The sequence below is a fragment of the Gardnerella sp. KA00255 genome (assembly GCF_049244095.1).
GTDB classification, from domain to species: domain Bacteria; phylum Actinomycetota; class Actinomycetes; order Actinomycetales; family Bifidobacteriaceae; genus Bifidobacterium; species Bifidobacterium vaginale_F.
The window spans coordinates 220862-244297 of record NZ_CP058374.1; the positions used below are offsets into that span (position 1 = coordinate 220862).

At 40.2% G+C, this 23436-nt stretch carries 20 protein-coding genes; all 20 read right to left on the reverse strand.

The features are described 5' to 3' along the window. Nucleotides 1-69: 69 nt before the first annotated feature. The 20 genes from HXT51_RS00895 to nusB all read right to left on the reverse strand — a co-directional run bounded on the left by HXT51_RS00895 (nucleotide 70) and on the right by nusB (nucleotide 23235). A complete protein-coding gene (locus HXT51_RS00895) occupies nucleotides 70-1698 on the reverse strand; it encodes an RNA-binding domain-containing protein (RefSeq protein ID WP_421776554.1) in 1629 nt (542 codons plus the stop codon). Between the two features lie 362 nt (nucleotides 1699-2060). Continuing rightward, nucleotides 2061-2582 (reverse strand): hypothetical protein, encoded by a 522-nt coding sequence (locus HXT51_RS00900; RefSeq protein ID WP_421776555.1) that lies wholly within the window; start codon nucleotides 2580-2582, stop codon nucleotides 2061-2063. Between the two features lie 58 nt (nucleotides 2583-2640). After that, nucleotides 2641-3165 (reverse strand): hypothetical protein, encoded by a 525-nt coding sequence (locus HXT51_RS00905; RefSeq protein WP_421776556.1) that lies wholly within the window; start codon nucleotides 3163-3165, stop codon nucleotides 2641-2643. A gap of 66 nt (nucleotides 3166-3231) precedes the next feature. Further along, nucleotides 3232-3750 (reverse strand): hypothetical protein, encoded by a 519-nt coding sequence (locus HXT51_RS00910; protein WP_421776557.1) that lies wholly within the window; start codon nucleotides 3748-3750, stop codon nucleotides 3232-3234. A 131-nt stretch (nucleotides 3751-3881) separates the two neighbouring features. Continuing rightward, nucleotides 3882-4379, reverse strand: a complete 498-nt coding sequence (locus tag HXT51_RS00915) for a hypothetical protein (RefSeq protein ID WP_421776558.1) — start codon at nucleotides 4377-4379, stop codon at nucleotides 3882-3884. 205 nt (nucleotides 4380-4584) lie between these two features. Next, nucleotides 4585-5415: an HAD hydrolase family protein gene (locus HXT51_RS00920; protein WP_421776559.1), complete on the reverse strand. Its 831-nt coding sequence runs from the start codon at nucleotides 5413-5415 to the stop codon at nucleotides 4585-4587. 57 nt (nucleotides 5416-5472) lie between these two features. Then, the gene (gene secG, locus HXT51_RS00925) at nucleotides 5473-5721 is read right to left on the reverse strand and encodes a preprotein translocase subunit SecG (RefSeq protein ID WP_103084198.1); all 249 of its coding nucleotides are present in this window, start codon (nucleotides 5719-5721) and stop codon (nucleotides 5473-5475) included. 239 nt (nucleotides 5722-5960) lie between these two features. After that, nucleotides 5961-6764 carry a triose-phosphate isomerase gene (gene tpiA / locus HXT51_RS00930; RefSeq protein ID WP_421776788.1) on the reverse strand — a complete coding sequence of 268 codons (804 nt, stop codon included), beginning with the start codon at nucleotides 6762-6764 and terminating at the stop codon, nucleotides 5961-5963. Between the two features lie 217 nt (nucleotides 6765-6981). Continuing rightward, nucleotides 6982-8187, reverse strand: a complete 1206-nt coding sequence (locus tag HXT51_RS00935; RefSeq protein WP_415705740.1) for a phosphoglycerate kinase — start codon at nucleotides 8185-8187, stop codon at nucleotides 6982-6984. 187 nt (nucleotides 8188-8374) lie between these two features. Continuing rightward, nucleotides 8375-9313 carry a DNA-binding protein WhiA gene (whiA, locus tag HXT51_RS00940; protein ID WP_103084196.1) on the reverse strand — a complete coding sequence of 313 codons (939 nt, stop codon included), beginning with the start codon at nucleotides 9311-9313 and terminating at the stop codon, nucleotides 8375-8377. Nucleotides 9314-9490: 177 nt separating this feature from the next. Next, nucleotides 9491-10357, reverse strand: a complete 867-nt coding sequence (gene rapZ, locus HXT51_RS00945; protein ID WP_308411036.1) for an RNase adapter RapZ — start codon at nucleotides 10355-10357, stop codon at nucleotides 9491-9493. Between the two features lie 134 nt (nucleotides 10358-10491). Then, complete coding sequence (locus HXT51_RS00950; RefSeq protein WP_103084195.1) at nucleotides 10492-11706, reverse strand: shikimate dehydrogenase family protein; 1215 nt, start codon at nucleotides 11704-11706, stop codon at nucleotides 10492-10494. Between the two features lie 11 nt (nucleotides 11707-11717). Next, on the reverse strand, nucleotides 11718-14435 hold the full coding sequence (locus HXT51_RS00955) for a primosome assembly protein PriA (RefSeq protein WP_103084194.1): 2718 nt from the start codon (nucleotides 14433-14435) through the stop codon (nucleotides 11718-11720). Nucleotides 14436-14514: 79 nt separating this feature from the next. Further along, nucleotides 14515-15741, reverse strand: coding sequence for a methionine adenosyltransferase (metK, locus tag HXT51_RS00960; RefSeq protein WP_103084193.1), 1227 nt, complete (start codon nucleotides 15739-15741; stop codon nucleotides 14515-14517). Between the two features lie 138 nt (nucleotides 15742-15879). Next, nucleotides 15880-16164, reverse strand: a complete 285-nt coding sequence (gene rpoZ / locus HXT51_RS00965) for a DNA-directed RNA polymerase subunit omega (RefSeq protein WP_103084192.1) — start codon at nucleotides 16162-16164, stop codon at nucleotides 15880-15882. Between the two features lie 150 nt (nucleotides 16165-16314). Continuing rightward, entirely contained in the window at nucleotides 16315-16923 is a 609-nt protein-coding gene (gene gmk, locus HXT51_RS00970) for a guanylate kinase (protein ID WP_103084191.1), read from the reverse strand. Nucleotides 16924-17069: 146 nt separating this feature from the next. Next, a complete protein-coding gene (pyrF, locus tag HXT51_RS00975) occupies nucleotides 17070-17975 on the reverse strand; it encodes an orotidine-5'-phosphate decarboxylase (protein ID WP_103084190.1) in 906 nt (301 codons plus the stop codon). A 10-nt stretch (nucleotides 17976-17985) separates the two neighbouring features. Next, nucleotides 17986-21375 (reverse strand): carbamoyl-phosphate synthase large subunit, encoded by a 3390-nt coding sequence (gene carB, locus HXT51_RS00980; protein ID WP_415705741.1) that lies wholly within the window; start codon nucleotides 21373-21375, stop codon nucleotides 17986-17988. 24 nt (nucleotides 21376-21399) lie between these two features. Then, nucleotides 21400-22611 (reverse strand): glutamine-hydrolyzing carbamoyl-phosphate synthase small subunit, encoded by a 1212-nt coding sequence (gene carA, locus HXT51_RS00985; RefSeq protein ID WP_103084188.1) that lies wholly within the window; start codon nucleotides 22609-22611, stop codon nucleotides 21400-21402. Nucleotides 22612-22686: 75 nt separating this feature from the next. Next, entirely contained in the window at nucleotides 22687-23235 is a 549-nt protein-coding gene (nusB, locus tag HXT51_RS00990; protein ID WP_415705742.1) for a transcription antitermination factor NusB, read from the reverse strand. Nucleotides 23236-23436 lie beyond the last annotated feature (201 nt).

The window sequence follows — 23436 nt, forward strand, 5'->3', positions numbered from 1 at the left end:
CATTAAATAAATAACAGAAGCCGCACATGTTCGTGGATTAATTTCCACACATGTGCGGTTTTTGTTTAACTAACGGTTAAAAACGTAAGTAGTAGACCGACCTTTTCCGCAAACTGAAATATCTCCCCTACTAACTAGATTAGATAACAATTGCTTAGCCTTGGTACTACCCACGTTAAGAATATTTTGCACTTGTTCACGCTTTATTGTTCCATGATTATGTACTGTTTCAATAATCTTTTTATAGCAATCATCAACGCTCATACGCTTATGTGACTTATCAGAATCTTGCGAAAGTGCATTTGAAGTAAATCCTAAATTATAAGTATTATTAACTAAATTTGATGAATCAGTATTAAGATCCGTTTTGTTTTTCACATTATTAGATACAATGTTATTCTTATCGCTTACAAAAAATTCAAGAGTGGTACGGTCGGGATTAAATGACTCACTTAACCTTGGATGAGGTATTCCAGCCCAATCACAGCCAGCTCTCATAGCATCAAATCCGCTTCCTGCACGTTCAACAACAGAAATCAGTGCAAACATTTTAAGCAGTGCGGGATTTCGAGAATCCGAAAAACCTCCAGCCAAAGCCACTTCTATAGGCATACGTAAACACCCAGGATTTGCAAAAGAAAGCTTAAAACCAGTGTTCAAGATATTTGTTTCTATAGAAGATTGTGAAGAACCATCAACATCAGTACTCACAGCATCATTATATGTAATAACCGTGTTTCCTCGCATATAATAATCAGCATGAATCAACGTGTTTGCAAGAGCTTCTCTAACTGCCATATGCAACGGGGTATCATCAACTCTTAATGATTGAGAATTAAGCAAAAATGGTACATCAATTTTACGAGAAAGGCGCTGCCATACAGTATTCCAAAAATCATAAAGATTACCGCTCCACGAACCATCCGAGCTGGTAATTCTATGATTCCACCTACTATCAGCATTTGTAACTTCTCTATAGTCGAGAAAATAGTACGGAAATTCCGTAATAATGCACCACTCATGACCAAACATTAAAAGACCTGCTCGAGTGGGATGTAACTTATTTGACTCGTCTTTTACTAATGCTCCGATTCTCATAAGAAATTCATCTATATCAAGCGTAAGCCAAGGATGTTGAGGACGCACTGCACTTAGCATATTGCGATAGGATCGTACAGTATCCATATCAAAATCGTCAACACTGTGTTGAAGCAGTGGAGATTGATCCATAGAATTTACGCTCGAACCATTGTCTCGGACCATCGCTTGATACTCTTCTTGTGAGCATTTGTAGTCGCCTTCAAAATTACGACGATATGTACCACCTATAGGATTTCCATTAATATAAACCGGCTTATCAGAACGATTTGCTCTTGGAACGGTTATGCGAATAATAGATTTATTATTATCCGTTTGCTCGATAGAAATATTTTCTTCAATAAGAATATTTGAACTAATTTTATTCTTATTATTTAGCGTATCCCAAATATCTTTTACCATATGCTCAGGGTTATTCACGCCAACAAGTTGCAAATTATGCTGTGCATCTTCGCTTACACCCAGCAAGATAGTTCCACCATTCGTGTTAGCAAAAGCACAATACGTTTCCCACATACTTCTTGGCATACCATTTGAAGCTGCTTTTGCTTCTAATTGATTGCTCTCTCTTAGAGAAGATAGTGAATTTATATTGAACATTGCGGTCTCGCTTCGTAAGTTATGTTTGTTGCAATATCGTTTTTTAGTTAAGTTTGTAGTTATATTTGCGCCTCAAATCGGACATTTTAAAACTCAAGCATATTTTGCGTCCGATTTACATCCTTTTCGTCCGATTCTACTTGTTTTGCGTCCAAAAAACAAGAAAACGTCCGTATTTTGCAAACGCGTCCGATTCTTCGCTATTTTCCGTCCGATTTTGCACGTTTTCAGACATTCACTCAATACGGTTCCTATGCGCGTAATATATAACACCGTTTATTTGTTTTACACTTGCACAGCGCGATTTCTGCACAAATGTCCGAAACAAAATAAGCACCACACTACAGCCTAGTAATGTTTAATTAATTCTTTCGAGAGCTACCATATTGAATCATATCGTTAACACTATCTCTACTAATCAAGAGTATAACGCGACAATATTTAGATGTGTCGATGTGGGAATTAATGTTTGTAAATATACCTGAATCATCTATTCCACCGCACTTATCGGAATAGCTATATCTCATTAATACTCCGTAGTTGCCATGGAAATAAACGCCTACGTATTCTCTCTTATCATCATGATAAATTTTCAATCTTTTTAATTTATGTTTTAAAACAGAATTATTCGGAGCAATAGAATTAGCTAAACAGCTCGCTTTATTAGAAAAATCATCAAAAGACGAGAAATTATTCTTTATATAAATATTTTCCTTATTGTATAAAGGTTCCTTAGCAGACTCTGTTATGCCACACTTAGTAGCAACTGTGCTGATATCATTATCGCTTTTACTTGTAGCTACACTATTATTGTTAGTGCCACAACTGCACAAGCATATTACAATAGCAACCATCGCAATAGATGCAAACACTCTCTTAAACATACTCAAAAACTCCTTCGCGTAAATAAAACCAACTACCTATTACCATCACTTTTAATGATCATCCCAAAAAATTCTTGTTAAAATTGTCAACGCTTAAAACACGAAATTCAATTCCGCTACTCTCAATGCGTAACATCATTACATATGAACGTCCAACATAATTAATAAACGAGAGGTTATTTTCTTTAAAGTAGTCATTAAGATTATCAGGATTACACTTGCTAAGTGTTCTCTCAATTTTAGAAGCTAATTCTAAAGCCTTAGGATCATCATGATTTAATCTTCGAACAATACATGGAACATCTTTAGTCAATAAATGCAAAACCTTACTACTCATTTTTTTAGAATAATCATGTGTATCCTCGTTATTAGGGTGCATATATACAATATCTGCCCCGTATCCATCAGATAAAGTTCCATTATCAATGACTGTACTTTCGGAGATATTGCATGCAATAGCTGCCTCTCTAATAGTTACATTTTTAGAATCGTTAGTGACATTGTTAACAGAACCCGCAACAGTACCACTATTTTGAGCAGAACCGCATGCACTCAAACCTAATACACAGCTAAGTACTACCACCAAACAGGTCGAGACAAGCTTATAATTACGTTTCACTTCACACTCCTTAGTGCTAGATTGCAATATTTATTTCTTTCGATCCAACTGATCAAGATTGAACTTGTTTAAATCTTCTTTCGTCATAATAAAAATATAATTAGAACAACTTACTTTATCGGGATTTTTACCACAATTTATTAAAGGCAATGACCAGCGGTATAACATAGAATGTTTAGAATCACCATTGTATTGCGCAAATGCAACAACATCCGAGTTTAAATATCTAAAAGAAATTTCAGTATCATCTACACCAAACATGGAGATATTATCTTGGTTGGCAGTAGACGTATTAGATTTTAGCAAGCACAATTTAGTTTTATTAAAATCATTAAACGTTTTAAAACCATTAATAATAGCCATAGTGTATTTAGAATATACAGGATCTTTTACAACCTTTAATCCACACTCTGCTGCCAACGATTTAATAGAATTTACCGATGTACTTGAAGAATTTGTTTTACCAACATTTTCACCGCAACCAGATAAACCTGTTAAGGCTATTGATAAAGATACTACAAAATATACAAATTTTTTTGTTCTACTCATAACTACTAACAACTCCATTATTTATACATATAAAAATCTAATAATCGATGTTTTATGCCGATATTATGAAATACGAAACTAACTCAATAATATTCTTTTGACATTAAGCGGATAATTAGCCAATAAAATACTTACTTAAACTTTGCAATCTCAAAACCCTGTAAGGTAGGATATACGTAATAAGTTCTACCAAAATATGGTGGCACGTATTCAATATAAATATAATAGTTTTCATCTTCAAAATTATTCAGATATTCTTCAGCACTGGTAGAAAAAGATTTAATGTTTGATGAAGATGGTAGCATAGCACTAAGTTTTTCTGCGACTGAATCTCCAGGATTAGCATTTTTTATAGCACAAGCATAATCTTTCTTAAATGTTTTTCCAGAAAAATGATTTATAGAAAGAGAATCCCCGTCATCAGAATACTTGAAATTGCATTTTTTAGCTATATCTTCAAGAGATACATTTTCTGACGAATTCTTACTACTGGAGTCATTCGAAATGGAAGAACTGCTTGCAGAATTAGCATTGTTATTGGTTTGAGCAGAACCACACGCGCTCAAACCACACATGCAACTAAGGACAACAATCAAACAACCCGAAACAAGTCTATACTTACGTTTCACTTCACACTCCTTAGTGTTATTTTGCGCTGCTTACAATACAAAATATTGCAAAAGCAGAGACCTTTTTCTCTCAACACTCACAAATATACTCTAAAAGCGCAGTAACAGCTATAGCGCGCTTGCCTTAAAAACTAAAGAAACAGACACTAACGCAGTAACAGCGTGCGCAAAAGATCCGTCCGATTTTGATGATTGCAATAAACCGCTAGAGTAATTCGTTTTGAAGCCAGTTGGCAACGCCATCGCTGTTATTGGAATCGCAAACTTCGTCTGCAATAGCAAGAAGTCGTGGATTGCTATTCGACACCGCTACCCCGTATCCACCTGCGCGGAACATGTCAATATCGATAATATCGTCGCCGAAAACAACAGTTCTACTAGGCTTTACATTTAAACGCTCACAAATAACATTCAACGCGTGTCCCTTGTTTGCAAGAGGATTTGTAAGCATCCACAAAACATCTTCGCTAATATGCAATGAAAAATCCTCAGGAAGAGCACTTTCCAAACGTAATTTTTCATCATCTTGCGGAACAATAATTATTTTGTCTGCAATGCCATCTGGAATATCGTGAAAATCAGTGCGAATAAAATTACTTGACTTCCACAATGTATGTAAATCGAAATTAGTGTATCGAATATCATTCATAACAATACCTATACGTAAAGTAGGTATCGTACAAAGTAAACTCAAGCAAACTTCACAAGCGCGCTTTGAAGAAAAACCAAATCGAACTACTGAATCAGGCTGATTTTGAGAAGCCAAAATAGATTCGCTTGAATTGTTAGAATCAAAATCTATTAGAGCACCATTCAAGTAAGCACAAACGTTAGCATTAAGAGACTTCACTATCTTAAGAGCAGAGCAAACTGGTCTAGCAGTAATAATAGCTAGCGGAATATGAGTTTTGTATTGTACTTTCTTAACAATATCGATTGTTGATTCAGATAAAAATCTACTTTCAAACTCGTCCGCATCATGCAGCATTGTGCCATCCAAATCCGCTACGATAAGAGACGGACTGAATCTCAACATTAACACACCACTTTTTACAAAAATAGCGCGGCCGAAACCGCGCTATTAAAAACAATCTTAAATCAGTGAGAACTTACTCATTAAATCTAGAGCCACGATAATGACAACCCAGAATAAAGCAATAAACACTGTCCAACGATTCAAGTTCTTTTCAGCTACACCAGAACTTCCAGCGTTCTTGGTTAAACCGCCACCGAACATATCGGAAAGACCGCCGCCTTTACCCTTATGCATCAAAATTAAGAGAGTGAGCAAAATGCTTGCGAGTACCAATAAAACTTGCAAAACAATCTTGACAGCGTTCACAACTAACCTCCTGTTGTAGAGTACTTTGATTGAGCATAATACTAACCATTGACCGATATCAGATAAAATTCATATCGGCTAAGTTATATATGTTTTTGCATGTGTCGGTTAATACTTATATCTACCAATATTCACTTATATTTATTTATTTATTTATATTTACCTTGGTAAATTATCACTTTATCCAATATATCCTAAGCTTTTAGGCTATTAATTTAGGCTACTATTTTAGGCTATTATTAGACGTTTAGGCTACCATTAGACGCGACGATATTTACTATATGCGCAAGTTCATTTGCATCTAATGCAGCTCCGCCAATCAAAAAACCATCTACATCATTTTCTTGTATAAGACTAGACGCATTTTCTGAAGTAACAGAACCTCCATATAAAATACGAACTTTGTCAGCAACTGCGTCTGAAAAAGTATTTCGTAAATCTTCTCTAATGGCAAATGCAGCATCTTGTGCTGATTGTGCAGTTGCAACCATTCCCGTGCCAATAGCCCATACAGGTTCATAGGCGATAATTAATCGTTCAGCCTGTTGTGAATCTAAATCGCGAGTAACATCGTGAACTTGTCCTACAGCAAAATCAAGTTCAATGCCTTGTTTGCGCTCTTCAAAGCTTTCTCCAACGCACAAAATAGGCTGCATTCCTGCAGCAAGAACTGCTCGAACTTGATCAACTATATTTGCATCGTCTTCAGGATGATACTTACGTCTTTCAGAATGCCCAACAATTACCATAGAACATCCTAAAGCAGCAAGCATGTCTGCTGAAACATCACCAGTAAAAGCACCTTGAGCTGTAACTGAAACTGCTTGTGCCCCATACAATAAAGGAAGCTTATTTGATTCAACAAATACTTGCACGCTTCGAATTGAAGTAAAAGATGGCATAAGTGCTATATCGCAAAGATGATAATCAGTATGAGAATCTCGCAAAAGCCAAGCAAATTTATGAATAAAATGCGTAGCTTCACGATGATTAAAGTTCATCTTCCAATTACCAGCAACAAGCGGCTTTCTGCGTAGAACCAACATTCACCCTTTACTAGCAAATACAAAAACGACGATTAGATAACGCTTAAATAATGCTCAAATAACGCTTAAATATAAATAATATAAGACAAAAGTCAATAGTGTGCCGACTCAAAGTACTTATAAGAGCCAGCACACTATTTAACGTTCGCACTAATTTAAACTAATTTAATATAACTTAATCTAACCTAAATTAATTTAACTTAGCTTAAAATTATTACTCAAGTACGCTCAAACCTGGAAGAGTCTTACCTTCCAAGAATTCGAGAGAAGCACCGCCGCCAGTAGAAATGTGCGAGAAGCCATCTTCTGGGAAGCCAAGGTTACGAACTGCAGAAGCAGAATCACCACCGCCAACAATAGTGAAAGTGCCATTCTTCGTTGCATCAACTAAGCCTTGTGCAACAGCACGAGTACCAGCAGCAAACTCTGGGACCTCGAACACACCCATTGGCCCATTCCAAACAACAGTCTTGGAATCAACAATCTTATCGTGGAAAAGCTTCTGAGAATCAGGGCCAATATCCAAGCCCATCTTGTCTGCAGGAATAGCGTCAGCTGGAACTACTTCTGGAGCAACTGGAGTATCCCCTGCTGGGAAGCCAGCGTTAACAACAATATCGGTTGGAAGTACAAGCTCAACGCCGTTCTTCTTAGCGGTTTCAATGTATCCCTTAACCTTCTCGAGCTGATCCTCTTCAAGCAAAGAAGTACCGACTTCGTGACCCAAAGCCTTCAAGAAAGTGAAGACCATACCGCCGCCGATAACAAGGCGATCAGCCTTAGAAAGCAAGTTTTCAATAACACCAAGCTTGTCAGAAACCTTAGAACCGCCAAGCACAACAGTCAAAGGACGTTCTGGGTTTTCAGTTGCGCGAGAAAGTGCCTTAACTTCCTTCTCAACAAGCAAACCTGCAGCAGCTGGAAGATCGGCAGCAACATCGTAATTTGAACCCTGAGCGCGGTGTACAACACCGAAGCCATCGGATACGAATACGTCTCCGAGAGAAGCAATCTTCTTAGCATATTCAGAGCGCTCAGCTGCATCCTTGCTGGTTTCTTCAGCGTTGAAACGAACGTTTTCAAGCAAAACAACGTCGCCATTATTCATGGCAGCTACTTTAGCTTGAGCATCCTCACCATAGGTATCTGCTGCTAAAACAACATTTGTGCCTAGCAATTCACCTAAGCGCTGTGCAACTGGAGCTAATGAAAGCTCAGGAACAACCTGTCCTTTTGGACGACCAAGATGAGCCATTAAAATCACCTTAGCGCCTTGCTCACGCAAAACCTTGATGGTTGGCAAAGCTGCGCGAATACGACCGTCATCAGTGATAGTCGTACCCTTGAGAGGAACATTGAAATCAGCACGTACTAATACGCGCTTGCCGCTCAAATCTCCCAAATCCTTAAGTGTCTTCATTGGTATCCTTTCCAAACCATGATGGCGTAATGTGAATCGAAACAAGCGATATTGCTTCGAAAATCTATAAATGCCAAGTGAGATTATACCGCATAAACCTAACAAAAAAGCATATTATGAGAACGTTAACAACAAAAAATGGGCACATCTAACGTGCCCATAAAATGTTTTAAAAAATCAAAAACTATTAAGCTCTAGATTTCTCAATCTTATCTGAAAGTTGCAAAAGTCTGCGTATACGACCAGCAATTGCATCCTTCGTAATAGGAGGATCAGCTAAATGTCCTAACTGTTCCAAAGTTGCATGAGAATGCTCCAGGCGTAAACGACCTGCCATTAACAAGTTATCTGGAATATCATCGCCTAAAACATCAAAAGCATGTCTAACCTTCTTGCATGCTTCAGTTGCAGCGCGAGCGCTACGGCGCATATTAGCATCGTCAAAATTAGCTAAACGATTAGCTTTACCACGTGCCTCTCCATCAGAACGCTTACCAGTCCACTCTCTGGCGGATCGAGGAGCTCCAATTAGATTAAGCATACGTTCAATAGCGTCAGAATCGCGTAATGTAACTCTTTCAGAGCTACGAACTTTACGAGCTTTAGCGCTAATACCTAAGCGAGCAGCCATAGTTTGTAAAGCTGTAGCAGCTTCAGCGGTAGGGCAAACAACTTCCAAGTAGCTTGCTTTGCCAGGGTCTGAAATAGCACCGTGAGCCAAAAATGCTCCACGCCAAGCAGCTTTAATTTGAGCTATATTTCCACCAACGATTTCAGGTGCTAAACCTGCAACAATACGCATCCTGCGATCCAAAAGACCAGCTTGTAAGGCTAATGCAGTAGCTCCATGTTCAACAAGAACATCGTAGCGAACAACAGTTCCATTAGGAGTTTGACGAGTGACTTGTGATACTACAGCATCGCGCTTGCATTGTATGCGTAAAACATCTACAAGCCATTGTGCAGTACTCAATGAGTCGAATTGCGCTCGGATTACAGCCTTATTGTTAACTGGTCGCAAACCGCCACCAAAGCGCATCATTGCTGCTGCTTGAGCCATAATGACAGTCGGGAGCTCATTATCGTTTGATACGAGTTCATTTTTGACGTCGTCAAGAAGAGCCAAGGGACAACCTCCTACTTTTGTTCTTCTTAAAGTATGCGTATTACAATTCGTGCCTGATGCGCAAAACATAGACATGCTCGGCTTTCTGTGATACCGAATGACTTGGACATTTTACATCTCTATATTTATTATTAGAGCGCTTACAACAGCTATATTGCAGATACTATAACATAATCCTTATATTCTACGAGCTAATTCACGAGCAGAAACAGTAACTTGTAATCCATGAAGACGTAGTCTTCTAGATAACTCAATACTTGTAGCAACTGAACGATGCTGACCACCAGTGCAACCTACGGCAATCGTAACATAATGCTTATCTTCTTTTGCAAATCCATCAATAGCTGTAAGTAAAGCTTTTTCGTAAGAATCTAGAAAAGCAATTGCAGCAGGGTTAGATAAAACATAATCTTGTACAGCTTGATCTTTACCTGTAAGTTCTCTTAGTTCAGGAATCCAGAAAGGATTTGGTAAGAATCGCATATCAGCTACAAAATCAGCATCCATTGGCATACCGTATTTGAATCCAAAACTAAAAATATGAACTGAAACTGTAGATGAACCTTTGCCGAGCAAACTTTCGTAAAGCTTAGTGGAAAGTTGGTGAATACTAAGCGCAGAAGTATCTATAATAATATTCGCGCAATCCTTTAAATGACCTAAAAGTTCTCTTTCTTCGTTAATGCCGTCGATAAGTCTCCTACCGCCTTGCAAAGGATGCGGTCTACGTACAGATTCATATCGTTTAATTAGAACTTCATCTGAAGCATCTAAAAACAGGATTCTAGTTTTAACGCCTAAATTATCTACGTGAGCTAGCACAGCAAAAAGATCATCAAAATATCCGCGAGAACGAACATCAATAACAGCTGCAAGCTTATGGACTTTAGATCCTGAGGACGTCATCATATCAACCAGTGGTATAAGCAGTTTCGGCGGAAGATTATCTATTACGTACCAACCCATATCTTCTAATGCGTTAGCTGCGTGAGATCGACCTGCTCCACTCATGCCCGTTATAAGCATTACTTCAAAATCAGTCAAAGAATTATCTTTTGTATGCGTGTGTGGAGTAAAAGAGTGACCAACAAAACTATCGTTATTGTTAATATTAGACGATAACGTTTCATTTTTAACAACATTATTCTGCTGATCATTATTTAATGAATCATCAGTCGTCATAATGCCTCCTCTAACGCCTTACGCATATGACCGCTTAAGCAATCGTAATCTGTAGCCTTGTCAGAATCATTTTCGAAGCTATTTTCAAAATTTTCTTTAGAATTTCTGTAATCATAAGTCATAAGCTTTACTTGTTCTAAAGCTTGATATAAAAGCATTTCTTCCCCGCCAATTCCGCAACCGTATCTTCTCCATACGCTTAGTAAATCACTTGGTCTAGGGTCGTAAACAACGTCGAGCAGTGTTCCTAAATGATTTATTTTTTGATTTTGGCAATATGCATCTAGTGCTATTGCTAATCCGTCTGCTACGTGCGCAGGAACTGTGCTTATAACTATGTCTGCATCTTCTATTGCGCGAATTGCGTCAATCGAAGTTAAAGATTTTAAAATGAGAGATTTATCACATTCTGATAATTTTTCCGCACCTAATTTTTCCGCAGTATACCCGGCAAATTCCGCAAGCACTTCTTCGCTAATTGTTGGGAATTTAATGCCTCCCACTGATTCGTAGTTTGCATTATTTTCACTACTTTCGATTCTGCTATTTTCGATTTTCTTGCTTTCGATTTCGCTATTTTCTATTTCCCTACTTTGGCCTTCCCCACTTTCACAGCACGGCTCTATGCTTCTGCTATTTGGAAAATCAGCACAATATTTGCGCAAAAGATTATTAAAACGTTCAACGCCTTTTACACTACCGTTATCTTCAGTTCTAGCAATAACTTGCACTTTTTCAAGTTTTGAGGCTTGAGCGATTTCTATAAGTGCCGCCATTGCCGATGATGCCGTATTGCCACTGCCAATAATAACAGCCTTTTTTACGTTGCTTATGCTCTCGTGCAATGCTCGAATAAAAACTGTTATTATGCCACTTACATCAGTGTTGCACAGTTCAATTTGAGAAGGCGATGCGGTTGCAGGATTGCTGGTAAAAATCGCTGTGTTTGCTACGTTAAGTGTGCGAGACCAGTAATCGCAAGGAGTGCCGAGTTTCATTATGGTTTTTTTAAGCGGCATTGTAAGGCTTAAGCCTTTCCAAGAGTTATCAAGATGAGCAATGAAATCGCTAAGTTCTGTCTCATTTACTCTTTCTTTGCTGTATCGCCAATTTTTAAGTCCTAAAGCCGCATAAGCAGAATTATGTAACACAGGAGATAAAGAGTGTGCAATCGGGTCTCCAAGTACTGCACAACGATAAATCTCACTCACATTTACTCCAATCAATAAGCTAATAAATCTTTAGGATCCAAACTAAAATGCAATTCGCCTTTATAGTTAAATGCGCTATGTTCTGCTAATTGTTTTCGTAATTTTTTAACTAATTCATTTCTAAATTCTAACGGAACTCTTACTACCGCTTTAACTCTGTCATGCAATTCGTTGAAATGTAGATTTTTTTCTGTTACAGAATTATGCATAGGTACAACGCCAAGCAGCGGAGAAATTTTAATATTATTTACGCAAATCGTTGGTAAATTAAAATTATTTGAATTTAAAACTCGCATAACATCTTCACGATTCCCCCAAACGCAAGCTGCGCAAACAGTTGGAGGAAGGCCAGCAGATTTGCGTTGAGAAAGTTCACGAGTAGCTAGAATAGATGAATCCCATGTTGTAAGAGAATCTACTATAGAACTATCGCTTTCTCCTAATATCATTACGCATCCGCCTCGAGATTTAGGAGCGCAGGCTGAAGATGCGCGCATCCATGAGGACAATACGTCATAATTTCCGTCAAGACTTGTAGTATATAAGCTTGCCCAAGCGTCAAGAAAAGCTACAACTCGATATTCGCCAGTGTATGATTCAGATTTAGAAATAATAGAATCGTAAGCGTTGATGTTATTTTTACTGTTTTCTGGAATTTTGCCGTTCTGTTTGTAATCAAGAGCATTATTTAATTCAGATGAAGTATTTTCTGAACTGCCATATATTAGGTTAGAATCATTGAAATCATTTGAAGAATCATCACCTGCAGCACGCTTGAAATCATTTTCAAAATCGTCATCTAATGAAGCTTCTATATCATTTTGTTTATACGATCTTTTTACTCGCGGTTCAGCGCCAGGAGTAGCAACAACAATCATTGGCTCTTCATTAATCCAAGAGACAATGCCATTTTTAGAATGTGGAGAAGATACTATCATCTTTGTGCCCGGGAAAAGCATAGAAAGTTGCTTTACAGTACCAGCAGCTCCAACACGAATTGCGCGAAAAACTTTGCACGAGCAATAAGTGCAAGACCAGTTCACAGTACTTGCACCGCACCAAGCGCATCTAGATAACGAGCCATTAATACTTAAGTCGATTGGACCAGTACAACGACGACATCTAGCTTGATGATGACATTTAACGCATGCTGCAGATTGAGTAGTACCATCTTCCGGAATAGACAATAATACTGGATACCCAGCTTTTAAAGCGTCTTTAATAATTTTTTTAGCAGTGTCTGGAACTCTTAGTCCAGCGCTATCATCGCCAATCTTTGCTAATGATTCACGATTAAGCCATCTTACCCATCCGCAAGCTGCTACTCTTACTGAATTAAAAGGGGTGATAAGTTCACTTTTACCTGTTACTAAATTACAAGTTTTATCATAATTTTTACTAGGATTTTTATCGGACTCTTCATAAGAATCTTCACTGAAGTCTTTACTGAAGTTATCACTAAAATTATTACCGGAATCTTTAGTAGAATCTTTACTGAAATCTTTACTTAAATCTTCGTGATTATAAGTATTTAAATAATTATTTGAATCGATTTCATAATGGCTTGTCATACTTCTTGCAAAAGACATGGATATAAATATTCCGCCATGATTTTTAGCTCTTAAACGCATAACGCCACGAGCTTGAGCATATGGTTGCATACCGTCAGCTTGTTGATACGCAGCATCCTCAACTATCACAAAAAGAGCGTCACCTTCAACAGGAGCATACATTGCAGCGCGCGTACCTAAAACGCATGGAACAATCCCCTGCGAAACAGCAATCCAAGATCGATAACGGTCAGCTGGAGCATCTGCAGCAGAAAGACGAACTACATCTCCAACAAATTCGCCGTTTTTCATCTGTTTATATGGTTGAAGGCCGCAAGACATTAGTGCTCGCATAACATCGTTAATCTCGCGCAATGTTGGTAATACAACCGCAACTTGCCGCCCTGAATTTATGGCAGTTACAATAATCCAAGCTAAGTCTTGTGCCCAGCGCTGAGATCCAGGCAATGCATCTATAACAAACGATCTAGCGTGATTTACATCATTTTCATCGTATTTATATGAATTTTTTAAATAAGAATATGGGTATATGACATTGGATAATGCTTCTTTTAGCGAAAAAGCGCGACTATATGATGACATCATCCTTTCATCAGTTGTAAAAGCTACACGCTCTGAGCCATCATATTCAACTTTTAAATCGTAAGAAGATTGCCTAGTAAATAATTCAGGAAGAATTTTTTGGTGAAGATTTGTAATCCTAGCTTTTTGAGCTCTGCTAGGAGAATAAGCGTATTCTTCAACGCTTGCAATTCTAGGCGGAACAGCCAGTCTAATAATGTTTGCTGGCGTACCGCCGTAGGCATTTGCAATCGAAACAATATCTGAGCGCATTGATTTAGAAAGCAATACTTTATGAGACAGTACTCTTTCAATAAATCTTAACGAATCTCTTGTAGTATGCGAATCATCGGATCTAGACCAAATAATTCCGTTAACTCTTCTAGAACCAAAACGAACGCGTATAAGAGAGCCCGGCTGAGCAATTTCGTCATACTTTTCTGGAATAAGATAATCAAAAGTGTGACCTAAATGTGGAGCTTGGACATCAAGCATCACATGAGCAACAGCGCATGATGCTGCCGGCACATTAGCAGACGAGTTTTTTCTACGCCTGCGTTTATGTGCTAAACCTTCTAATTCAGGTTGTTGCAGCATAAATCACACCTTCGCTCTTTTTACCATCCTATTTCGCGCTTAATTTACTTATTTATAAAAAATATGACGATAATTTATTTTAGTCATTAACAATATTACTAATAGCGCGTTTTAAATCTTCAACACGATTTAACTCTTCCCAAGGGAAATGCGCATCAGTTCGACCAAAATGACCATATGCAGAAGTCTTAGAGTAAATAGGCTGCAATAAATCAAGCTCATCAATAATAGCGGCTGGGCGTAAATCAAATACTTCTCGAACAGCTTTAGAAATATCCGAGCTTGTAATACCTTCAGATTCAGTTCCGAAAGTTTCCACATTTACGCTTACAGGATCCGCTATACCGATTGCATAGGCAACTTGTACTTCTGCTTTATGAGCTAATCCTGCTGCAACAATATTTTTGGCCACCCAACGCGCGGCATAGGCTGCAGATCGATCGACTTTACTTGGATCTTTTCCAGAAAAAGCTCCACCACCGTGATGAGCAGCACCGCCGTAAGTGTCAACAATAATCTTTCGTCCTGTTAATCCTGAATCTGCAGCAGGCCCACCCAAAACAAACGATCCAGTAGGATTCACTAACATTCGATAATCGTTATAATCTACTTTATTAGAAAGAGCTTCTTTTAAAACAGGCAATACGACGTTTTCGCTTAATTGCTGCTGTAACCAGTCATGAGAAACTTCAGGATCATGCTGAGTAGAAATAAGAACTGTGTCAACGCGCTTAGGATTACCATCGCAATCGTATTCAATAGTAACCTGAGTTTTACCGTCTGGGCGCAAATGAGGAACAATCCCCTCTTTACGTACTAATGTTAAACGATAAGCAAGTTTATGAGCTAAATAGATTGGAAGAGGCATATAAGAATCTGTTTCATCACTTGCGTAACCAAACATTACGCCTTGATCGCCGGCACCCTGAGAAGAATAGCGTTCTTCTCGAGAAACAGAATCATCTTTAGAATCTATACGCTGAACACCTTGATTGATTTCCGCACTCTGTTCTGTAAGAGAAACCATTACGCCGCAAGAATCAGCATCAAGCCCTATTTCTGAGCTTGTGTATCCAACATTTCTTACAACTTTTCGAACAATACCAGGAATATCAGTGTAAACTTCTCCGCGAACTTCACCGAAAACAACGAATTGACCAACGCAAGCGCACACTTCAACAGCTACGTGAGCATGAGGATCCTGACGAAGCATATCGTCTAAAATTGCATCAGCAATTTGGTCACATAATTTATCAGGATGACCTTCAGTTACAGATTCTGCAGAAATTAATTTGCGCTCTTGCATTTGCACTCCAATAAAATCCAACTCGTTAGTTGTCACACATAATAGTTGTCGCACATAATATGAATAAATCGCAGCCACATATATACCTCTAAAAGTTAAGTATGTGACTGCGATTACTTCGTTCGAAAACGAATAAAATTAATTGCCTTCACTCATATCATCGTCGCCAAGAGTGTCTTCCAACAAGCCTTCGTTAATTTCACGGAAAGCAATTGAAAGAGGCTTTTCCTGGTTCTGATACTCAACAAGAGGACCAACGTTCTGTAACAAACCCTCGTTAAGCTGAGTGAAATAAGAATTAATCTGCCGTGCTCGTTTTGCGGCAAACAAGGCAAGCGCATACTTGGAGTCCGCATGTTCCATTAAATCGTCAATCGGCGGATTAGCAAGTCCCGTAGGTGTTGGCTGAGTGCCCAATGCCATAATGTTCTCCATATTCTATGGTGCCACAATAGTTCCAAAGGTGTTATTATATGCTACCGTTCGGATATTGCCGGATACTGCCGGATATTGTGTAAGTTTTATTTATAATTCTATTTACAGGTTTATTTATTTGTTTATATATTTATCTATCTATAGGTCGTATTCTTTAGCGATTACATCCCACAATTCGTTTGCGGCACGATTTACATCGTCGTTAACAATTACAACATCAAATTCGCCAGCAGCAGCCATTTCAACTTTTGCTGTTTCTAGACGTTTTGCCTGCTGTTCAGGAGTTTCAGTACCCCTTCCAATTAGTCTCCTCTTAAGTTCTTCAAAACTTGGAGGAGCAATGAATACATAAACAACGTCTAATCCTAATCGAGATGCTTCTTGCTTAACTCGTCTTGCACCTTGTAAATCAATTTCTAGAAGAGTAGGAATATTTTGCTCAATATGATCTAAAACAGGCTGAAGAAGAGTGCCATAATGAGCCATTCCGTGAACTAGTGCAGTTTCCAAAAACTCGCCATTTTTTACTCGACGATTAAACTCTTCTTCGTCCAAAAACCAATAGTGAATTCCATTAAACTCACCTGGTCTAGGAGCGCGAGTAGTTGCAGAAACAGAAAGCCAAATATTTGGGTGCCTTTCGCGCAAAGCGCCTTCAACAGTGCCTTTACCTGCTGCAGTAGGACCGGTAAGAACAATTAGCCTACGCTTACGAACTCCGCCTCGTATGTAAGTTGCATCGGTCATCTTAATCGCACCCCATTAACAATAATAACTTCTATTAAATTCTAGTTTAACAATACTTTTAAACGAGAATATTAAATATTCTAATACTTTAACGCATTTTACGTTTCTAGTACATTGCGAATTTATTATTTTTTGTTAATTAGAGTTTAAGATTCCGAATACATCAAAGCTTGACGAATATCCCAAGCAATACGCTCAGTTGCCGCCGAAAGAGAACCAATATCTGGACCATGGGAAGCAATGGAACGTGAAACAGTGACTAAAACATTTCCGTGAGTTCCAGCAAACACAGTTTTAAGATCGCTTGCTTCAGCACCCTGCCAACCGTAGCCTGGAGAAAGAATTGGGCCAGTAAAGCTTGTAAGATCTACGTCCCCACCATTCATCCAATCGCCGATAGTAGCTCCAACAATCAAGCCAACAGAACCCATGCCTTTAGTGTTATTGTTAAAGCTTTGAGCTGTTTGAGCTATACCGTGAGCAACAGTATGTCCGCGATAGCTTCCGTTTTGTCGTATAGCTGTTTGAAGATTAGCGCCTTCACGATTAGATGTAAGAGATGCAATAAATACTCCGCAACCGTTGTTTAAGGCTTCATTAATAAGACTACTCATAGAACGAGCGCCATAATATGGAAGCAGCGTTATAGCATCGGCCATAAGCGGAGCTCCAGGCTTAAAATAAGCATCAGCTAAAGCAGAAATAGTAGTAGACAAACCACCATGTCCACAATCGACAATCGTAATAACATCCATTTGACGTGCAGCATACAGCACGCGTTCGAGCGCTGCGAATCCTTTAGAACCGTAGCGCTCAAACATGCTAGATTGGAATTTAACTGCTGCTGCCCTACCATTCATGGCCTGAAGCATACGCATAGAGAATAGCTCAGCACCTTGCGCATCCATCTCATATCCCCAATTAAGCAACATTTTGCGATGAGGATCAATGCCTACGCATAGCGGACCATATTTGGCCATAGCGTTTTTTAAACGCAAACCAAAATCAGATCGTTGTGCTTGTAATTCTTGATCGCCTATGGTTCCGGTCATGTTATAGTGCTCAACTTTCTTTAGCTTCAGCTTGCTCTATAGCAAATAATTGCTTTGCATGTTCCTGAATACTCATCACTTGATAATCATTGTTCTTAACAGCTTCAATTGCCATCAAAACTGGTGCAAACTCAGTAATCGTAGTGAATTGAGGAAGATCTGCTGCTACTGCTGCCGCACGAATGGCATAACCATCAGTACGAGATCCTCTTGAATTCGGAGTATTCAATACCATGTCAATCTTACCATTTTCGATAAGCTCTACAACATTCTTGCCGATTCTTTCGTGTACTTGCTCGCTGTTACGCACATCTTTCGCTGTGTCGCCCTTGCTAGAAATCTTGTCGACAATCACAGAATCAATGCCATAACGACGAAGTACAGAAGCAGTACCTTCAGTAGCCCAAATCGTAAAGCCAAGTTCAACTAAACGAACTGCAAGAAGCGGAAGTTGACGCTTATCTGCATCACTTACGGACACAAAAACGTTTCCGCTGGTAGGCAAACCACCCTTGTATGCTGCAAGTTGGCTCTTAGCAAAAGCATGTGGGAAGTCGCGGTCGAAGCCCATAACCTCACCAGTAGAACGCATTTCAGGTCCAAGCAAAATATCAACCGTACGACCAACAGGAGTGCGGAAGCGTTTGAACGGCAACACAGAAGCTTTAATAGCAACCTGCTGACCTGGGTGAATATCTCCGCCATCTCCTTGTGGGAGAAGAAGTCCGCGCTTGCGCTGTTGGGCAATGGTTTCACCGGCCATAATTCTTGCAGCAGCTTTAGCAAGAGCAACTCCAGTAGCTTTAGAAGCAAACGGAACAGTACGAGATGCTCGAGGATTTGCCTCAATTACGTACAAAGTATTTGCCATAAAAGCATACTGCACGTTAATAAGACCGCGCACAGAGCAGCCGCGCGCAATCGAAAGCGTGCCTTCACGAAGACGACGAATCTGATCGTCAGAAAGCGTGCTTGGAGGAAGAGTACAAGCAGCGTCACCAGAGTGCACGCCAGCTTCCTCGACATGCTCCATAATGCCGCCAATATAAAGCTCGTTGCCGTCGTAAAGCGCGTCAACATCGATTTCAATGGCGTCCTGAAGGAACTTATCGATTAAAAGCGGCGAAGGCAAACGTCCAGAAACAACCGTGTCTGCTCTAGCTTCTTCCAAAGCGCGATCAACATACTTTGCAAGTTGAGCGTCATCGTACACGATTTCCATGCCACGACCGCCAAGTACGTAACTTGGGCGTACAAGAACCGGGTAACCGATTGCGTGAGCTGCATCTTTTGCTTCCTCTAAGCTCAAAGCTGTGCCGTAGCGAGGAGCATTCATGCCTTCTTGACGAAGAACCTCGCCGAAAAGCTCACGGTTTTCCGCCAAATCAATGGCCTCAGGAGTAGTTCCCAAAATTGGAACTCCTGCAGCTTTAAGACGAGCAGCAAGCGAAAGTGGAGTTTGACCACCAAGCTGCACAATCACACCCTTAACTGGTCCAAGCTTCTTTTCTGCTTCGTAAATTTCAAGCACGTCTTCGAAAGTAAGCGGCTCAAAGTAAAGGCGATCAGACATATCGTAATCTGTAGAAACTGTTTCAGGATTGCAATTAACCATAATGGTGTCGTAATCCTTACCCAATTCCTGAACAGCGTGAACGCAAGTGTAATCAAACTCAATGCCCTGTCCAATTCTGTTTGGACCAGAGCCAAGGATAATCACAGCTTCGCGATCGCGCTTCTTAAGCTCGCTTTCGTCAGCATAGCAAGAATAGTAGTACGGAGTTGCTGCATCAAACTCTGCTGCGCAAGTATCGACAGTCTTGTAAACAGGGCGCAAACCGTAAGCCCAACGAAGCTCACGAACCATGTTTTCACCTTCGTCGCCAAGATTACGCAAATGCGCAATTTGAACGTCTGAAAGGCCAGCAAGCTTAGCACGCTTCAAAACCTTAGGAGTTAAGGTTTCAGCTTCACGAACTGCGAGCGCAGTCTCGTTAATTTGCGCCAACTGCTCAACAAACCATGGGTCAATCTTTGTTGCTGCAAAAATCTGTTCTGGCGTTGCTCCACCCCATAGTGCGCGCTGGATTTGCAAGTAGCGATGCTCTGTTGGAGTGTGCATTTCTTCAAGAAGCTTATTAACTTCTTCCTTGCTTGGGCGCTCGCCATCCCAGCTAAAGCATGAGTGACGTTTGTCGATTGAGCGCATTGCTTTTCCAAGAGATTCCTGGAAGTTTCCAGCCAAAGCCATTGCTTCGCCAACTGACTTCATAGAAGTTGTAAGCGTAGTGTCTGCTCCTGGGAACTTTTCGAAAGCAAAGCGCGGAATCTTTGTTACAACGTAGTCGATTGTTGGCTCGAAGCTTGCAGGAGTTGAACGCGTAATATCGTTTTGAATTTCGTCCAAAGTGTAGCCGAGAGCAAGTTTCGTTGCAATTTTTGCGATTGGGAAGCCAGTTGCTTTAGATGCGAGTGCGGAAGAACGAGATACGCGCGGGTTCATTTCGATTACAATAATGCGACCAGTTTTAGGGTTGATTGCAAACTGAATATTGCAACCACCGGTGTCAACTCCAACGCCTCGAATAATAGCGATACCAATATCGCGCATCTTCTGGTATTCGCGGTCGGTAAGAGTGAAGCAAGGAGCAACTGTAATCGAGTCACCAGTGTGCACGCCTACAGGATCAACATTTTCGATTGGGCAAACAACTACGACGTTATCTTTTGCGTCGCGCATAAGCTCAAGCTCAAATTCCTTCCAGCCTTCAATGCCTTCTTCAATAAGCACTTCGTTTGTTGGAGAATAGTGAATACCGGCTCCTGCAATGCGATGAAGTTCTTCCTCATTGTGAGCGATACCAGATCCGAGGCCGCCCATTGTGAAGCTTGGACGTACTACTACCGGGTATCCTAAAGTTTCAACAATTTTGTCTACTTCTTCGATTGAGTGAGCAATAAAGGATTTTGCTGACTCAGCTCCAGCTTTTTCAACAACTTTTTTGAAAAGCTCGCGATCTTCACCGCGGTCGATTGCTTCCAAAGAAGCACCAATAAGCTCAACGTTATATTTTTCTAGTATTCCTGCACGGCCCAAATCCATTGCCGCATTAAGAGCGGTTTGGCCGCCGAGTGTTGGAAGAAGCGCATCCGGACGCTCCTTCGCAATAATTCTCTCCAAAATCGATGTGTCAATTGGCTCAATGTATGTCGCGTCTGCAAGTTCCGGGTCTGTCATAATCGTAGCCGGATTAGAGTTGACTAAGATAACGCGAATTCCTTCTTCGCGAAGCACGCGGCAAGCTTGAGTTCCTGAATAATCAAATTCTGCAGCCTGACCAATAACAATAGGGCCAGAACCAATTACCATAACCGACTTAATATCAGTACGTTTTGGCATAGTAAACTTCTCTTTCCTTGAATCTTACTTGCTTTTTATAGCGTTTTCGCGCATCAATTGCACAAAGCGGTCAAATAGGTAGGAAGCATCGTGCGGACCTGCCGCAGCTTCCGGATGATATTGCACTGAGAACGCTGGAATATCAAGGCATTGCAAGCCTTCTACAACGTTGTCGTTCAAGTCAATATGCGATACCATTACGCGACCAAAGTGTCCGTTTTCGTATGGAGATTGAACAGGGCCGTCAAGAGGTGCGTCTACAGCAAAACCGTGATTGTGAGCTGTAACTTCCACTTTTCCTGTTGTAACGTCTTTTACAGGCTGGTTAATACCGCGGTGGCCAAACTTCAGCTTGTAAGTGCCAAAGCCGAGAGCGCGTCCAAGTAGCTGATTTCCAAAGCAGATACCAAAGAACGGGTATCCTGCATCCAAAACTTTGCGCAAAAGCTCGACTTCGCGATTTGCTTGGCCAGGGTCTCCTGGACCGTTGGAGAAGAATACTCCATCTGCGTTCAGAGCTTGTAAGGACTCGAAACTTATTGAGGAGCTTACGACGTGTACCCGGCAGCCACGCTCTGCCAAACGGTGAGGAGTCATAGCTTTAATACCAAAGTCGACTGCTACGACTGTGTAAAGCGGGTCTTTTCCTTCAAAATCGCCGCAAGGCTCAATCGTATACGTTTGATCAGTACTTACTTCGTCCGTTAAACGCAAGCCTTGCATTTGAGGAGTTTGCTTAATCTCATCAACGAAAGAAGCAACGGTACGAAAAGCCCCAGTTGAAGAATCAACCAGGGCCTCATTAGAAAAAATGCCGGCACGCATAACGCCGACAGAACGTAAATGACGAACCAGCTTTCGAGTATCAATACCACTGATACCAACGATACCTTGCTTTTGTAAATCATCTTCCAAGGAACCTTCAGCTCTCCAATTGCTAAAAATTGGGCTTGGCTCCTTAACTACATATCCAGCAACCCAAATGCGAGTAGATTCTGGATCTTCATGATTCATTCCCGTATTACCTATGTGTGGGAATGTTTGTACTACTATTTGCTGATCATAACTTGGATCGGTTAACGTTTCTTGATAACCAGTCATGCCCGTAGAAAAAACAATCTCAGCACGCGTAGATCCTCGCGCACCAAAAGGCTTACCAACGTAAACCTGACCGTCTTCTAACACCAATACTGCATCGTCACTGCCGAATCCGGCGAAGGTGTCGTTGTAATCCACCTTAACCCCCTTATGGCTTTAGGATATTCGTGGCAAGTTTACTCAGATTGGCGGACGGGCGACGCGCCGACTAGATCATTCAGATTCAGAAGATTCAGAAGATTCAGAAGACTTTTGGGCTTCCTGCGTTTCTTGAGTTTCCTGAGATTCTTGAGAAACCTGAGAATCGCTAGCGTTTTCCGTAGTTTCTTCTTGAGATTCGCCATTAAACTTTGCCAAGCATGCTTCTTTGTCTGCCATAATCGCGCTTAGCAATCCGTGAATAAATGCAATAGCATCATCATCGCTGTAAGTTTTAGCAAGAGAAATAGCTTCATCAATCGCAACTTTGTCTGGAATTTCTTCGTTAAGAAGCATTTCCCAAACTGCAATGCGCAAAATATTACGATCAATAACCGCCATACGTCCAACTTTCCAACCTGTTGAATAGCGGTTCAGCGTCTTGTCAATCCTATTTCTGCGTTCCCCAACACCTCGAACAATTTCAATAGCATATTCAGGAAGAGGCGTTTGAGCACCAGGCTCTTTGACTCGCTCTTCAAGCAAGGAAAGAATATTCTGACTCTTTTCATCTGCTTCATACAGTGTATTCAAAGCCCTTTTACGAGCGGTAGAACGTGCCATTGTATCGTCTTTCTGTACAAACTACATATAGAATTCTTATAAATTTACTTAAGCACACAAGCATAATCAAATATGTTATGCGCACAGCTTATAAGAACTTAACTTACATCAATATATATCCAATATTACACAAACATGCATTCACAAATAAAGCGACCCAGCAACGACTAATCGCCACCGAGTCGCTTTATGCAAAAAATT